General features: G+C 66.5%; 13 protein-coding genes. 5 read left to right on the top strand and 8 right to left on the bottom strand.

The genetic code is table 11. The features are described from left to right. A partial coding sequence (locus RJ05_RS27175) for a cytochrome d ubiquinol oxidase subunit II (protein WP_036542426.1) occupies window positions 1-246 on the bottom strand: 246 nt, incomplete at its 3' end. 3 nt (window positions 247-249) lie between these two features. Beyond that, a complete protein-coding gene (locus tag RJ05_RS27170) occupies window positions 250-1,671 on the bottom strand; it encodes a cytochrome ubiquinol oxidase subunit I (protein ID WP_051016960.1) in 1,422 nt (473 codons plus the stop codon). A 311-nt stretch (window positions 1,672-1,982) separates the two neighbouring features. Between RJ05_RS27170 and RJ05_RS29610 the strand changes: the two genes are divergently transcribed. Together RJ05_RS29610 and ctaD are read left to right on the top strand one after the other, a co-directional pair. Next, a complete protein-coding gene (locus RJ05_RS29610; protein WP_051016957.1) occupies window positions 1,983-2,414 on the top strand; it encodes a DUF3099 domain-containing protein in 432 nt (143 codons plus the stop codon). A 79-nt stretch (window positions 2,415-2,493) separates the two neighbouring features. Continuing rightward, window positions 2,494-4,239, top strand: coding sequence for an aa3-type cytochrome oxidase subunit I (gene ctaD, locus RJ05_RS27160; protein ID WP_051016956.1), 1,746 nt, complete (start codon window positions 2,494-2,496; stop codon window positions 4,237-4,239). A 336-nt stretch (window positions 4,240-4,575) separates the two neighbouring features. On the opposite strand, the gene RJ05_RS32035 is transcribed toward ctaD, so the two are convergent. From RJ05_RS32035 to RJ05_RS27145, 3 genes are all read right to left on the bottom strand, one after another. Further along, a complete protein-coding gene (locus tag RJ05_RS32035) occupies window positions 4,576-5,661 on the bottom strand; it encodes a hypothetical protein (RefSeq protein WP_036542423.1) in 1,086 nt (361 codons plus the stop codon). A gap of 1,114 nt (window positions 5,662-6,775) precedes the next feature. Then, window positions 6,776-7,099: a helix-turn-helix domain-containing protein gene (locus RJ05_RS27150; protein ID WP_036542420.1), complete on the bottom strand. Its 324-nt coding sequence runs from the start codon at window positions 7,097-7,099 to the stop codon at window positions 6,776-6,778. A gap of 1 nt (window position 7,100) precedes the next feature. Continuing rightward, entirely contained in the window at window positions 7,101-8,216 is a 1,116-nt protein-coding gene (locus RJ05_RS27145) for a tyrosine-type recombinase/integrase (protein WP_036542417.1), read from the bottom strand. A gap of 139 nt (window positions 8,217-8,355) precedes the next feature. Here RJ05_RS27145 and RJ05_RS27140 point away from each other — a divergent pair, with 139 nt between their 5' ends. Then, complete coding sequence (locus RJ05_RS27140; RefSeq protein ID WP_036542414.1) at window positions 8,356-8,730, top strand: hypothetical protein; 375 nt, start codon at window positions 8,356-8,358, stop codon at window positions 8,728-8,730. On the opposite strand, the gene RJ05_RS27135 is transcribed toward RJ05_RS27140, so the two are convergent. Further along, window positions 8,717-9,586 (bottom strand): glycosyltransferase, encoded by an 870-nt coding sequence (locus tag RJ05_RS27135; protein WP_036542409.1) that lies wholly within the window; start codon window positions 9,584-9,586, stop codon window positions 8,717-8,719. The genes RJ05_RS27140 and RJ05_RS27135 overlap by 14 nt on opposite strands. A 281-nt stretch (window positions 9,587-9,867) precedes the next feature. On the opposite strand from RJ05_RS27135, the gene RJ05_RS27130 reads away from it, so the two are divergent. Beyond that, window positions 9,868-10,392: a GNAT family N-acetyltransferase gene (locus tag RJ05_RS27130; RefSeq protein WP_162140658.1), complete on the top strand. Its 525-nt coding sequence runs from the start codon at window positions 9,868-9,870 to the stop codon at window positions 10,390-10,392. Window positions 10,393-10,416: 24 nt separating this feature from the next. Here the strand turns inward: RJ05_RS27130 and RJ05_RS27125 are convergent, their stop codons facing one another. Beyond that, window positions 10,417-12,213, bottom strand: a complete 1,797-nt coding sequence (locus RJ05_RS27125; RefSeq protein WP_036542402.1) for a helix-turn-helix transcriptional regulator — start codon at window positions 12,211-12,213, stop codon at window positions 10,417-10,419. Between the two features lie 305 nt (window positions 12,214-12,518). Here RJ05_RS27125 and RJ05_RS31810 point away from each other — a divergent pair, with 305 nt between their 5' ends. Further along, on the top strand, window positions 12,519-13,322 hold the full coding sequence (locus tag RJ05_RS31810; RefSeq protein ID WP_174343977.1) for a hypothetical protein: 804 nt from the start codon (window positions 12,519-12,521) through the stop codon (window positions 13,320-13,322). Between the two features lie 71 nt (window positions 13,323-13,393). On the opposite strand, the gene RJ05_RS27115 is transcribed toward RJ05_RS31810, so the two are convergent. After that, the gene (locus tag RJ05_RS27115) at window positions 13,394-14,821 is read right to left on the bottom strand and encodes a hypothetical protein (RefSeq protein ID WP_211357660.1); all 1,428 of its coding nucleotides are present in this window, start codon (window positions 14,819-14,821) and stop codon (window positions 13,394-13,396) included. Window positions 14,822-14,963: the final 142 nt, after the last annotated feature.

The following is a 14,963-nucleotide window of genomic DNA, read 5'->3' as shown; positions in this document are numbered from 1 at the left end:
CATGATGGCCGCGAACGCGGTGGGATAGGCGGTCCACAGGAAGACCAGGATGTAGATGAGCCACACGTGGTTCGCTTCCCATACAGGCCCGATGCTGTGGTCGATCAACACCCGAAGGCGAGCGCCACGGGTCGGCCCGCCCGCGGTCAGGTCCCAGAAACCCGAGCCGAAGTCCGCGCCGGCGAACAGCGCATACAACACCACTCCGGTGAACATCGCGGTCGCCACGACATCCGACAGGTCCATCGGTCACCGCCCTCCGGAGTCGTGTTCCCGTTGCGCCTGGTCGACAGGCGAGTCACCGGGACCGTAAGGAGCCGCAATCGATTCGGCGCCTGCGCGCCAGCGCCGCGTCATCGAACGCAACACGACGACGGCACCCACCGTCATACCGAGGTAGACCAGCAGCACACCGGTGAAGCTCCACCACAGCCCCGTGCTCGTGCTCGCGGCGTCTTCGGTGCGCAGGACCTGCCACACGGTCCATGGTTGCCTGCCGACTTCGGTGGCGATCCAGCCGCATTCGAGCGCGAGCACCGCCAGCGGCCCCGCGACGACAGCGAAGCGCAAGAACCACCGGTTGCCCAGCAGATCGCGGCGCCGCCACCGCATCAGCCAGAACACCACCACCCCGAGCACCAGCAGGGTCCCGATGCCGACCATGGTCTGGAACGCCAGGTGGGTGATGTTGACTGGCGGGCGGTCTTGCACCGGGACCGAGTCCAGACCGGGCACCGGCGCGGTCAAGGAATTGCGGGCGATGATCGAACCCAGACGTGGGATGTCGAGCGCCCAGCGGACCTCGCCGTCCACCAGCACTCCGCCCAGACGCAAAGGAGCTGGGCTTTCGGTCGTGGTGGCCAGTTCGAACGCGGCCAATTTCGCCGGTTGCGAATCGTGCACGCGCATTCCGAGAATGTGCCCGATGACGGGTTGCATCAGTGCGGCGACGGTCGCGAAGACGAAGGGAACTGTGAAGCCCAGCCGGTGGTGGGCATCGTGGCGGCCTCGCAGCATTCCGGCCGCGTACACGCCCGAGACGACGAAGCCGACCACCATGAAAGCCCCGACCCACATGTGGGCGAATTGCAGAACAGCCCCGTCGTTGAACATCGCTCGCCATGGATCGACGTCGGTGACCTCACCGTTGACGATCCGGAAACCGGTCGGGTTGTTCATCCAGGCGTTGACGCTGACCACACAGAAAGTGCCGACCACACCGGCCACGCCCATCGGGATGAGCATCGCGAGATGCCGACGCGGCGGCATCCGGCCCCACCCGTACAGATAGATCCCGAGGAATATCGCCTCGATGAAGAACGACAGGCCCTCCAAGGCGAACGGCAGACCGAGAACATCGCCGTAGCGACCCATGAGCCCCGGCCACAACAGCCCCATTTCGAAACTGAGCACCGTCCCCGAAACAGCACCGATCGCGAACAGGATCGCCGAGACCGTCGCCCACCTTTTGGCCAGCCCCAGCGCGACGGAATCCTCACGAGTCAGGCCACGCCGATGCACTACATAGATCATGGCGGGAAAGGCGACGCCAAAACAGGCCAGCACAATATGCCAGCCCAACGAGAACGCCATCTGCTGGCGAGCGGGCAACAAGCCCGGCGGCCCCTCCCCACTCGCCGCCAGGAGCGAGACCACTGTGCTCGACACCACCAAAGCCCCTTTCCGCCCCCTGTGACAAGACAGTTCGCCACTCGGGACTGCACGATCCGATCGCCCCAACACGACCTGTTGCGAAATGCCCGCGCCTGCTCGCCTAAAACAGTTCCCGGCCCCCACCCGTCGACATCGGTGGCAATGCGTACCGGCATCTGCTTCGCCCGCCGTGATCGCGCAGGAACAGCTCGGCCAGGCGCCGGTCACCGACATCGCATCCGGCCCGACGATACAGTCAGCAATGCGCTCACTGCGGATCCGACATTCGCGCGGTGATTCGGTATGGCGCAGGCGGGTAAGGCCTGCGCATGAAACGGTCTGCGCCGGGCTCTGGGGCCGACGGGGACGAGCGGCAGGCGGCGTTGATCACCGCCGCGGGCTTGTCCTACCCCGAACAGCATCGCCGTCGGGTCCGCAAGTACGTGGTCCTGATGGCGTGTCGGGTGCCGTCGTTGCTGTTGGCCACCGCCGTGTACGCCGCTGGTGGTCCCGGCTGGGTGGCCGCGGCGATCATGGGGGTGACACTGCCGTTGTCGTGGATGGCGGTGTTGATCGCCAACGACCGCCCACCCCGCGAGAAACGCCGTCCCTTGCTGCTTCGGCGCCGTCGGCGCCGCCCGCGCGGCCAGCGCCGCGGCTCCCGCGACGAAGACAGCGCACGGCTACCCACCGCGCTACCACCGGTCGAGGTCCTACTCGGAAACACCGGCGGCGCCGAGCCTTCCCCAGATTTCCGGTAAAAGAGCGCACCATCGTTTGAGCGCTCATCGAGCGGGTATCGCCGTTGGGGTTCGGTCCGGTCACGGGTGAGGAGTGGAAATGGTGCAGGTCCCAGCTCAACAGGCTCCATCGGTCGAAGCCTCTCGCCCGTTCCCAGCCCGAGGCGGACCCAAGGGCTCAGCGGTGTGGAAGATCCTCACCACCACCGACCCCAAGCTGCTGGGGATCATGTACCTGGTCACCACCACAGCGTTCTTCCTCATCGGCGGGCTGATGGCGCTGCTGATGCGCGGCGAACTCGCCCGCCCGGGCATGCAGTTCCTGTCCCCCGAGCAGTACAACCAGCTGTTCACCATGCACGGCACGATCATGCTGCTGTTCTATGCGACCCCGACGGTGTTCGGGTTCGCCAACGCGATCCTGCCCTTGCAGATCGGCGCCCCCGACGTGGCCTTCCCCCGCCTGAACGCCTTGAGCTACTGGCTGTTCCTGTTCGGCGCGACGATGGCGGTCTCGGGGTTCCTCACCCCCGGCGGGGCCGCCGATTTCGGATGGACTGCCTACCAGCCGCTGTCCGATATCGTGCATTCCCCGGGCGTGGGCGCGGACCTGTGGGTAATGGGGCTGGTGGTCTCGGGATTGGGCACTATCCTCGGCGCGGTCAACATGGTTACCACCGTGGTATGCCTGCGCTGCCCGGGCATGACCATGTTCCGGATGCCGATCTTCACCTGGAACATACTGGTCACCAGCGTGCTGGTGCTTCTGGCGTTTCCCGTGCTCACCGCCGGGCTGCTCGGCATCGCCTTCGACCGCCACCTCGGCGGCCACATCTTCGACCCCGCCACCGGCGGGGCGATCCTGTGGCAGCACCTGTTCTGGTTCTTCGGACACCCCGAGGTCTACATCGTCGCGCTGCCGTTCTTCGGCGTCATCAGCGAAATCCTGCCCGTGTTCAGCCGCAAACCCATCTTCGGCTACACCACCCTGATCTACGCCACCCTCGGCATCGCCGGGCTGTCGATGGCGGTATGGGCCCACCACATGTACGCCACCGGCGCGGTCCTGCTGCCCTACTTCTCACTGATGTCGTTTCTGATCGCGGTCCCGACCGGAGTCAAGTTCTTCAACTGGATCGGCACCATGTGGAAAGGCCAGCTCACCTTCGAAACCCCGATGGTGTGGGCGCTGGGCTTCATCGTCACGTTCCTGTTCGGCGGCCTGTCCGGAGTGATCCTGGCCAGCCCACCGCTGGACTTCCACGTCCACGACAGCTACTTCGTCGTCGCCCACTTCCACTACGTGCTCTTCGGCACCATCGTGTTCGCCACCTTCGCCGGCATCTACTTCTGGTTCCCCAAGATGACCGGCCGATTCCTCGACGAACGCCTCGGCAAACTCCACTTCTGGACCACCTTCATCGGCTTCCACGCCACCTTCCTGGTCCAGCACTGGCTCGGCAGCGAAGGCATGCCCCGCCGCTACGCCGACTACCTGCCCACCGACGGATTCACCACCCTCAACACCATCTCCACCATCGGATCGTTCCTCCTCGGTGCGTCGATGACGACATTCGTATGGAACGTGTTCAAAAGCTACCGATACGGCGAGGTCGTGGCCGTCGACGACCCATGGGGCCACGGCAACTCCCTGGAATGGGCCACCACCTGCCCACCACCACGACACAACTTCTACGACATACCCCGCATCCGATCCGAACGACCCGCGTTCGAACTGCACTACCCCCACATGATCGACCGCATGCGCAGCGAAGCCCACGTCGGCTGGGGCACCAAAACCGTCCACGCCGACACCGCGGCCGAACCCGCCGATTCCCCCCGCTGACCCGGCCCCGTCCTCCGCGGTGTGGGGAGCCGGGAATGCCGCAGCTGAGGCAACGTAGGGCCCACGGTCGAAACCCAGCGGTGGCCTCCTCGAACACCTCGGCCGCGCACCGATACGACAGACGCGCGCCCCGTCACCGGATCGACAGCGTTGGCCGCCACCGACGGGGGCCATTGCGGGTCCCGCCCGGATCTGTGCCCGGTCGGCGTTTTCGGCAACAGGCGGGCTGTAGCGGTAACGGTCTGCCAACCCGCGAGTGGGGCCTCGCCTATAGCAGCCTGGCCCGACCCGTTTTGGTGCCCGCAGTGCGGGACCGGCCCGACTGGCGGCAGGCAGCTATTCGACCTGTGCGGTGTTCGTCTGGTCGCGGGCTCGGATCGCGATGTAGTCGAACCAACTGCGTTTGGACCATCGTGTCCACTCGACCGCGGTCTTGATGTTGGTGCCCGTCAGATCGGCGAGGATCGCGGCCGGCAGCTGGCTGGCGAGTGCGTAGCGGGCGCTGTTGCGGCCGTCCCTGGCTGTGATGCCGTGGGCGGTGAGAACTTTGCTGAACCTCGATTTGTCGATCGGGCGTGAGGGATAACGGCCAGGAAATAGCCAGGCAGATCCACCGACTGCGCGGTTCATCAACGACGGGGTTGCAGGGGCGTCGCGCAATTCGCGGACGAGGTTCGCCAGTTTCGGTGGAAGGTCGATCTGGTGGTCGTCGATCGCGAGGCGGACCCGGTTGCCGTCGTCGCGCACGTCGCCGCGGGTGAGGTGCGTGACGCGGGTGGCTTCGAGGCCGAACAACAGAATCAGCGCCCCGGCAACACGCAGTGGTAGGGAAAGCGCGGCGTCGTTGAGGCAGCGGTGCAGTTGATTGCGGCGTTCCTCATCGTCGAGAGCCCCGAGTGGCCCGTGTCGGGCTTTCCGGGGCAAAGCGATATCGGTGATCAGGCCTCGGGCCCCTGCCCAGCTGATGAAGGCGTCGATGTTGACTCGGGTGGTGGTGCCTTCGGAGAGCCATCGCTCGAACTCGCCCTGGGTGAGTGTGCTGAGGGTGAGCTGGTGCTTGTCGATCCAGGCGAGTAGTTCGGCGGCCCGGCGTAGGCGCGAGCGCACGAACGCCGCAGAGCCGCGCGAGGTACTGCCGCGCCGACGAGCGCGCCGCAGCAGGAACCAATGCATGAAGGGGGAAAGGTTCTGGCGGTGTTGGGTCGGGGCCCCTGCCAGCAGGGTGTTGGCCCAGGCGGGTAGGGACTCCAAGAATTCGTTGCGAGGCGGTAGTATGCCGCCGGTGATGAGCAGTTCGCGGACGTAGGCCCGCGCCGGAGTGGGGGCTGAGGCGTCGAGGGTGTCGTGGGTGATCGGCTCGCCGGTGGCGGCCAGTGCGGCGAGCAGCGCCGGTGTGCGGCTGCGCCGCAGCCAGAAGAGCATGCTTCGTGGATCCTCGACACCGAGCAGCGCCTCCCTGACAGGTTCGAGATGCGCGGGGATCGAATCGCCGGGCGCGGAAAGTAGCGCATCGATGCGTTCGGTGAGAACGCATCGAGCGCACTGCTGGTCGCTGTAGCGGTCCCCGCTGGCGCCGCAGCGGCGGCAGGAGTAGGTCAGTTCGATCCCGGCGCAGGGACCACAGATCGGTGCCGCCTCGCTGTCGCGGCCGACCAGAACGCGACGTTGGTGGCATTGGTGGCATGGCTCGGGGTTGCTCCGGGCTCGCTCGTAGCAGGTGCGACAAACCGGTCCGAGAGGCCAGATAGCCTGTGCGCGTTGGGTCCGGGAGCAGATTCCGCAGCGGTGCTCGGGCGTGGTTCGACACCCGTAGCAGATCGGGTTGTTGCGGATCCGGGAGCAGTGGCGGGTGTGTCCGCAAACAGTGCACTCAGCGACCGCGCGATCGGCCATAGCGACACAGGTAGCGCAGATGTCGGGTTCGGTTTCTGTGGCGCGGCGCGAGACGGTTCCGAGCCGTCCGCATCGGCCGCAGGTGCGTTTCGGCGTGCGATAGCACCGCTGGCAAACGGCCATGCCATCGTCGGTGCGGCTGTGCGCCGGAGCCGTGGTTCCGCAATGTGAGCATTCGTGCAGCGGCTTCGCGATGCAGGCCTGGCATCGGGCGGTGCCATCGGTAGATCGGCCATAAACCGTGCGCAGTCGCCCGCAGTGGCCGCATTCCTCGTGCGAGCGCGGATCTCGTTTGTAGCAGCGCATGCAGACCCGTCCGGCCGAGGTCCGGCATGTCAGATCCTTTGTCGGCCTGCCGCACCCGTTGCAGCTGGGGACGGTGATCGTGTCATAGCCGGCCTCGATGAGGTGATGGGCCAGCCGGATCGACCGGGAGGAACGTCCGCGCTCGGGCGGGCCAGGACTTCCGGATGGGTCAAGGCGTCGGGAACCCGGCCCAGGTAGTCGGCCAATTTGCGGGGCGTGCGCAGTATGCCGAGCTCGTCGAGCATTCGGCGAGCGGTCTCAGAGTCCAGGTCCGCCACCGAATCGGCGACTCTTACGATGATTCGTGCCCGCGCCGTCTCGGCTGGTTCACCGGCTGTCATGTCAGCTTCGGCCGCCGGATCGTGGTGGGTCGGGACTCGGGTCTGGGGCCGGCCTTCTGGTCGGCGGTCTTGCGGACTTCGGCGTTGACCGCACTGATCTCGATCAAGTCGTTGGGGGTGCAGTCGAGGATGTCGCAGAGCGCGGCGAGGGTGTCCATAGACAGTCGTTGGGGGTCCTGGGTGACCAGCCGGAACACCTGCTCGCGGGAGAGATGGATTCCGCGCTCGGCCAGCTTCGGGACCAGGTCGGAAGTCTGGAACAGACCCTTCTCGGCCATCCTCAGCCGCAGGTGCCAGGTGATTCCCATCTTGCGGATCATCTCATTCCTCCCAGAGTTCGGGATGCTGCGCCCGGAACGCCTTGGTCAGCAATCGGTTTCGGTAATCGTCGGAGACACCGGTGTAGATCGCGGTCGTCGCAGCGTAGGCGTGGCCGACCTGTTCGGAGACGAACCGTTCGGGGTAGTCGAACTCGATCAGATGGGTGACGTAGGAGTGGCGCAGGCTGTGAAGGTCCAGTTCCTTGGGCAGTCCGGCATCGATGCGGGCCTGCTCGAACGCCTCGTTGATGCCCCGCTTGGAAAGCCGACCGCAGCGTTCTGTCACCCACAGCGCAGGATGTTTTCCCGGGGCGAGAAAGGGCCGGACTTCCTCGATCCAGTACTCGAGCGCATCGACGATCCAGTCCATTTCCGGGACTGTGAGCACGGTGCGCCGCTTGGGCGGGCTGCCCTTGGAGGATTTGCCCCACCGCACGAACAGCGCGCCGACGCGGCCGAACTGCGGCGCTTTCGGGTTGTGGCGAAGGTCGGGCAGGTCCAGTCCCCAGGCTTCGCGCCGGCGCAGCCCGTAGGCGTAGACGGTCTTGAGCAGCGTCGCGTCGCGCAGCGCGGCGAGTGAGCCTTTGCGACCGCGGGCGCGGATCGCGGCGACGCGGGAATCGGCTGCGTCGAACAGGGCTTGGACCTCGTCATAGGTCAGTGGTCGGCGTCCGGGGCGGCCTTCGTAGTCGCTGACGTGGGCGACCATGTTCCATTCGCCGAGTACCTGGCGTGGGGCTTCGCCGAAACGGTCGAGGCAGATCCCGGTCCAGCCGTAGCGGATGTCGCTGGCGTATTCGAGGAACAGGCGCAGCTCGACGAGGTAGGCGCGGCCGGTCGACATCTCGATTGGGTTGGTTCGGTTGCGCAGGCTGTCGATGAATGCTTCGAGTTCGGCGTAATTCCATTGCCACGGATACAGATTCGAGAACTCGACTACCCGCTGTACAAGTCGCACGCGCTTGGCGATCGTGTCGGCTTTGAGGAACCGGACCCGCTGTTGACGTGCCCACCCCTCGAGCATTGCCTCGTGGACTGCTGCTGCGGGGTCGAGGTGCGCGACACCGTCGGCGAGGACCAGGTGGGCCGCGCCGGGAACGTCGATTCGCTCCGCCATGATGTTGCATCTAACACAACAAAGTTGAATCAGGCTAGAGGGGACGGGATCTCCCCAGGTCGTAGACTTGGCGACAGCTCGGGCCTTCGGGTCCGACCGCAGTTCGACTGGCGGTTACGCCAGTTCGGAGGTACGCCGAATGTTGCATTCAGCGCAACTCCGCCCAGTTGACGAGCTGGTCGCCCTCGCCAACGGCAGCACCCTGCACCGCAGCCGCCCCCGCACCGGCCAGTGCCGGATCCGGTATGTGCGTCCCACCATCGGGCCCTTCGGGCACCTGACACCGTGCGATCTGAAAGCCGAACCACGTTTCGCCCGCACCGGATTCGACCTGGGCAATGTCGCCCGTTCGCGGGTCCTCGACGTCGTGGAGACCTCGGCCGGCCGAGTGATCGGCGATGACTGTGATCAGTGCATGCCCAGCTCCCGTACCGGCAACGCCGTGGTCACCAAGCTGCTGCGCGACCATGCCGACGGCATCGCACTCGGCGAGCAGCCGTTCAGCCGCGGGTGAGCCGCCCGGTTACCGCGGTGCGCGCGGCCGCCAGGGTGCCGCGCACCGCCAGGCCCACCGCCACCAGCGGCGCGGCCAACATCCACGGCGTCCCCCGGTGGTAGTCACAGTAGAAACGCAACGCGCTGCGGTGGTGGGCGCGGACCTTGCGGAACGGGGCCGAGCGCATACTGCCACCCTCACGGTGGCGGATCTCCACACTCGGGTCCAGCACCGCCCGGTAGCCGGCGCGATGCATGTCCAGCGCCATCTGCACTTCCTCGAAGTACAGGAAGTAACGGGTGTCGAAGCCTGCCACCTGATCGAACGCGGAGCGGCGAAAGACCATGCAGCATCCGGAGATCCAGTCCACATCGGTGACCGCGTCGGTCACCGGCTGGCCCAGGTAGCGGCGTGTGGCCGGGTTGCCCGGCCATACGCCGCCCAGCAATGCGTGCGCGGTGCCCACCAGTAGTGACGGGAACCGGCGGCCCGACGGGTAGGCGGTGCCGTCCAGGCGCGCGATCCTCGGGCCGATCATGCCGATCCGCTCATCGCTCATCGCGGTCTCCACCAACCTGGAGATCGATCCGGGCGAAAGCTGGGTGTCGGGGTTGGCGACCAGCAGCCACTCGGCATCGGTCTGGGCAGCGGCCTGATTGATCGCGGCGGCGAGGCCAATGTTGCGCTCGTTGCGGATGACGGTCCCGCCGAAGTCCTCGACCAGGTCCGGGCCGTTGTCGGTGGAGGTGTTGTCCACGCACACCACGTCCACCGCGAGTGGCTCGACCGCAGCCTCCAGCGTGGCAAGGAACCCCGGCAGATCTTCAGCACTCTGATACGTCACCAACAGCAGGCCGACGGTCTTGTCACGCATGCGGGCGAACCTATCAGGTCAACAGGCCCAGAGGAAACGCTATGACCAGCGGAAACAGACCGCACAGCACGCTCTGGGCATCAATGGCGTCGCGGTGCGAGGCCGACAGTTGAGGGCTTGCCAGACGTGGGCGTAGTCGCGCCCTGGCCCGGCTCGAGCATCGTGCCCATGTCGTGCCGAAATCGGCGAGTCGGCGACTACCGAGGCCGATGATCGAATCCATGGGTGAGAGCGGGACCGTCACGACCGCACTGAACGTGAACATTCACATCCGGCGGCCGATGATCGGCGAGGGCGCGAAACTACGTGCATTGCGATTGCAAGCACTGCGCGACGCGGGTGAGGCCTTCCTCGAAACCTACGAGCAGGCAGCCGCTCTCGACGACAGCGCCTGGGAAGCACGCATCCGTCGCGGCAGCCGGCCGGGACGCCAGATCCTGGTCGTCGCCGACGACGGCGGCCAATGGGTGGCGATGGCCGGTGCGTTCATCGACCTTGAACACGACGATCCCGCAACAGCGCTGCCCGATCCTCCGGTCCGGCCAGCGGATCGGTGGGCAATGCTGTGGGCGATGTACTGCCTGCCTCACTACCGTGGCCGCGGCATCACCGATCAGATATGCACTGCGATCGGTGAGTGGGCAGCCAACGAAGCGGGCGTCGGCTGGCTCGGCCTCGACGTTCGCGACACCAACACCCGAGCCATCGCCCTCTATCAGCGGCAGGGATATACGGTCTGCGACCGCCGAACCCACCCCGCGCTGGGGGTGAGCTCGCTGGTCATGGTCCGCTCCGTCACCGGATGAAGTGAAACCGCGCAGGCAGGCGGGTCAGAACTCGTTGTCTTCGTCGGGATCCCAGGGGTTTCGGGCGTTGAGGGCGGTGACCAGGTCGTCGTCGTCGATGCCGTCGGGGCGGGGGCCTACGAGGCCTGTCAGGGTTTCCCAGTCGATGTCGAGGTGGTCGGTGCTGGCGAGCGCGGCGGTGAGCTGGGTGAGTTGCGGTGGGTAGCTGCGGAGTTTGGGTTGGCGGCCCAGGTGCAGCGGTTCGGCGATGCCGAGGGCGAGCGCGGTCAGCTCGGCGGCGGTGGTTTCCGGTGTGGTGGGGTCGGGGTTGAGGGGGATCGGGGTGGCTGCTCCTGTCCGGTCGATGAGGAGTCCGCCGTAGCGGCGGCGCTCGCCGACGGTGGAGACGAACAGGTGCACTACTGCCGGGGCGCCGATCGGGAACGCGGCGCGGGGGACGTGGTAGGCGAGCAGGTCGCCGCGGCGGTGGCCGGGCAGGGTTCGCGCCGGATGTGACTGCGGGTCGGTGTCGGTCACCCATCCGAGCGCACCCTGTTCATCGCCTGCGGCCGCGGGCTGCTGGTCCTCGCCGGATTCGAGGTGGTCGTCTCGATGCTGTTCGAGTGCTTCGGCCAGGGCTTGGTGGAGCCAGGTGTCATCGGCGCGAATCGCGGTGAGGTGGCGATCGATCACGGCCTGCACCTGCTGGGGAAGTGCACGGCAGTCGACGGTCAGCACGTCGACCGACGTCGGGTAGCCGTAGAAGCCGGTGGCGGTGCGCGCCATCCCGACGGGCAGGTCGGGTTGCCCGATCAGCCATTCGAGGGCATGGAAGAGGTTGACCTCGCCAGGCTGTCGCGGCAGCACGGGGTTCGGGTCGGTCGCGGTGGGGCGGGGTGGTTCGATGGGCAGCACCCAGCCCGCCGGAACCTCGATTGCGGTGTCGTAGCCCCAGTGGAATCGGCTGCTCAATGTGGTGTCCCACATCGTGTTGCCGAGCTGGGCGAGTTCGTCGACGATCCCGTCCGGGGCCGGTCGGCGACCAGAGGTGATCTGGTCGATGACCTCCCGGCACTGTCGACGCAGCGCCGCCGCGTCGGCGAGTCCCGGCGGGGCATGAGTGGCGGGAACCGGTGGGATGTGCTGGCCGAGTGGTCGGGGTTCCCACAGCGCAGCCGCGGTTTTCGCGACCGCACCCTCTTCCCAGTAGGGCAGCAGGTGCCCGATCAGCTGCGAGACGACCGCGGCGTCGAGCAGGTTCAGCCGCACCGGGCCGTCGATAGTGTCGGGAATCTCGGCGCCGAAGAGATCTCCGTGATCGTAGAGCGGCCAGTCGTGGGGCCGGATCACCGCGATCGCCCCGCGTAGACCGAGATGCCCGCGCCCGTACCCGAGCGCGGCAATGACATCGGGACGAAGGGTCTGCCCACGCACCGTGATCGGCGCCGGACCGGGATCGCCGACGGGCACGACCAGCGAAAGTGTGCGCTCATCGCTGTACTCGCCGGCGGTGTAGCGGGTGACATGGACCTCGGTGAGCCCACCCCACCCGGCCGGGACCTTCACGAACTCCGCGCGGTCCCGGAACCAGCGCTGGGTGATCGGGCCGTCGCCGGGCGGCGGATCGAAGGCCGGCAGGGCTGCGGCGGGAGCACGGCCGGAGGCCACCAGCCACCGCAGCACATCGCGCCGCAGGTAGAGCGGCTTCCTCGGCGTGGACTCCGCCACGAGCTCAGGAAAACCCGGGTCCTTGCGCAGCCGCGAAATCATGGCGCGCTTGACGCCCAGCAACTCTTCCAAGTCTTGGGTCGTGACGAGATCCGGGAGCGAGTAGACATCCATACCAGAGAATGTAGCAGATGTTCATTACGTTTACTTGCGGTCATTTCGTCAACTTTCTGCGCGGCTGGCCGTCGGTGTTACTCGCACTACGGTTCCAATGCCCGTGTGGAGAGCCTTCGGCGTGCTGCCGGGCATGCTGGTTGCCTGTTCCTCTGCCTGCCCGCCACCTGGGCGGTCGTCGACGAATCCTCCCCCATCCCAAAGCTTCATAGCCCCGCAGCATGCTGTGCTGCGCGCTCCGTTGTTGTCGGGAGTGGCTGGCACACTTGCCTTTACCGGGAGCAGAGCGGTGAAGGGCGGGGTGGATGGCGCAGCGACCCTGGATCAGGCGCAAAGCGGATCAAACGCGGTTATGGGTGTGGATGCCGTACGAGGGCGGGTCGAACCGGAGCTGGATCCGGAACGAGCTCGGGAAACGGATTCGCCCGGAATGGAACAAGAACGCGGGGCGATGGGAGATCGCCCGCCGCCACCTGTGGGTGCTCACTGAGGCCATGGCTGAACGATTCGGTGAGGTCGATCTCTACCTGGAATTCTCGACCACCGAGCTGTGTGACACCCGATGCAAGCAGGCCAACCCTGCCACCGTCCACGACTGTGTCTGCTCCTGCCTCGGAGAAAACCACGGCGGAAAGGGAAAACCGCGCGACTGGAAGCTGTCCGGAGCGACCACCCTGGTCTCGCATGGACCGACCCGGGAGCGCTATCTGCTCGTGCGGCGCGGCGATCCACCCCTGCTGCCCAAACCCGAGAAGATCGGCGACAGTGCTCAACCTGAGCCGGCTTCGATCCCGGAACCCGCTTCCGAAGCGACTCCCATCCCCGCGCCCGCTCCAGTGCCTGTGGCGGATCCTGTACCGCCAGCGGGCCAGCAGACAAACCCAGAGCGGCTCACTCACCAGGTCGATCGAACACCACCGGCCTCCCAGATCCCGCGCAGTGCGGGCGACGAGCCGCTCCCACTCGGGTGCGGGATCGCGATGTTCGTCACCACCGTGACCGTGTGCACCATCTTCGCCCTGGCTGTGAACGAGCTGTTCTGGATCGGTGTCGTCCTAGCGGTACTGGTCGTCCTGGCGGTCGGCGCCGAACGGGGTGGACTTCTGTAACCGCAAGGGTGAGTGCAGATGTCGGTGGGTGCCTGCGCTTGTAAGCCGAGGCACCCACCGACGTACGGGGGTCAGTGCGTTTGGTCGGGTTCGAGTTCGGGGTCGCCTTTGGGGGGCACGATGCGGGCCCAGAAGGTGTCGTAGCCGCCGTCGGGGAGTTTGCCGTCGAGCGAGAGCGCGGTCTGGAGGGAGAATATGACCAGGTCGCGGGGCAAGTTCCAGCGTTTTTCGGCGATGCCGATGATCTCGTTGATGGTGTGGCCGGCGGTGGTGGGATGGTGGCGCACGAGCCAGTCGAGCATGATCGCTACTTTCGGGATGACCCCGAGCAGAGGTTCGTCGGCAGGCTCTCGATTCAGTTTTCGAGATCGTTCGATGTCGTCGGCGAACTGCTGCAGGACCGCACAGCGGATGGTGGTGGCCAGCGCGCTGGTAGGGATGATGTGGTCGAGGTCGCTGGCGACGGTCCACGCGAGGGTTTCGGCGAGCTGGCGAGCGGAGGCCTCGTTGCGATGTCGCAGCGCCCACCATTTGCGTCGTTGTGGGTTCCACAGCCGCGCCAGGAACGAGGTGGTGAACCGGGCGAAGATATCGGCGCGACCGCGAGAGAGCGTGCTGGCGACCGGATTGTCCACGTGGTCGCTGGCCATGGTGTCGGCGACCGAGCTCGCCGACCGAGCACGTTGTTCGACCCAGTCGGCGGCCACGGGTTTGGACCAGGCGGCCCGCCCGCTGATCACCGCTTGAGGGTCGGGCAGCTCGGCCTCGCCGCGGGAGGCATAGGCGCGCAGCGTGGATGCCTCGATGCCAGCCATCGCCGCCAGCTCGCTCACCCCGACCAGCTGGTCACCGGCCAGCTCAGGGGCAGAGATATTCACTACGCACTGTGACAACGGCAGCGCACCCTCCGGGCGCCGCGCCGCCCACAACGCCAAGTGGTCGGACCAGTTCGCCACAGTGAGAGGTCCCCGCTGGTCGTCGGATTCGACTGCGGGGCCCAGGTCGGCGACGGTCAAGACAGCGGCGCGAGCGGCGTCCGCGACAGGGTCTACCAGGTCGGCGGCGGTGACCGTGACCGCCGCCCGAGCCTTGCGACGCACGAAAGTCTGGCTTGCCCAGTCGATCACCTGCAATGGCCGGTACCAGTGGGTGCCATCCCACCAGTAACCACCGGCCCGGAACAGCAGAACCTCGTCGTCCCAGTCCATGTGCAACGCCGAAGCGTCGTCGTTGTGCACCAGCAGAACTGAGCGGCCGCGCTCGGGGTGGAACCGCACACACCACGCCAGATCACGCCGCACCGGGTCGGTGGTGAAAGCGCGCCACTGGTCGGGTTCGTCGTCGTCGACCCGCAGGTGCCCGTCCCACCTTCCCCACATGTCATCGCCCTCATGGCGTCCGACCGCTTCGATCTCGCGCGGGTCGTCGAGCGGAATGTGGGAATCGTCGACGAATGCCAGACCCGGCACCGGGTGATCGGTGGAAAGACCATTCGCCACAGGCTGCACAATGCTCGTCACTACCGCTGCCCCTCTCGGAATCAAACGCTGTAGTTATCTACAGCGCTGTAGAGACCTACAGCGTAGGACCGAAGGGGCCGCAGCGCAACAAGGGGTAGGGGCCTACGGACGGAACCCGGCG

The organism is Nocardia cyriacigeorgica NBRC 100375 (genome assembly GCF_000308555.1).
In the GTDB taxonomy this organism is placed as follows: Bacteria; Actinomycetota; Actinomycetes; order Mycobacteriales; family Mycobacteriaceae; genus Nocardia; species Nocardia cyriacigeorgica.
This window is presented reverse-complemented; position numbering and strand designations above follow the sequence as displayed.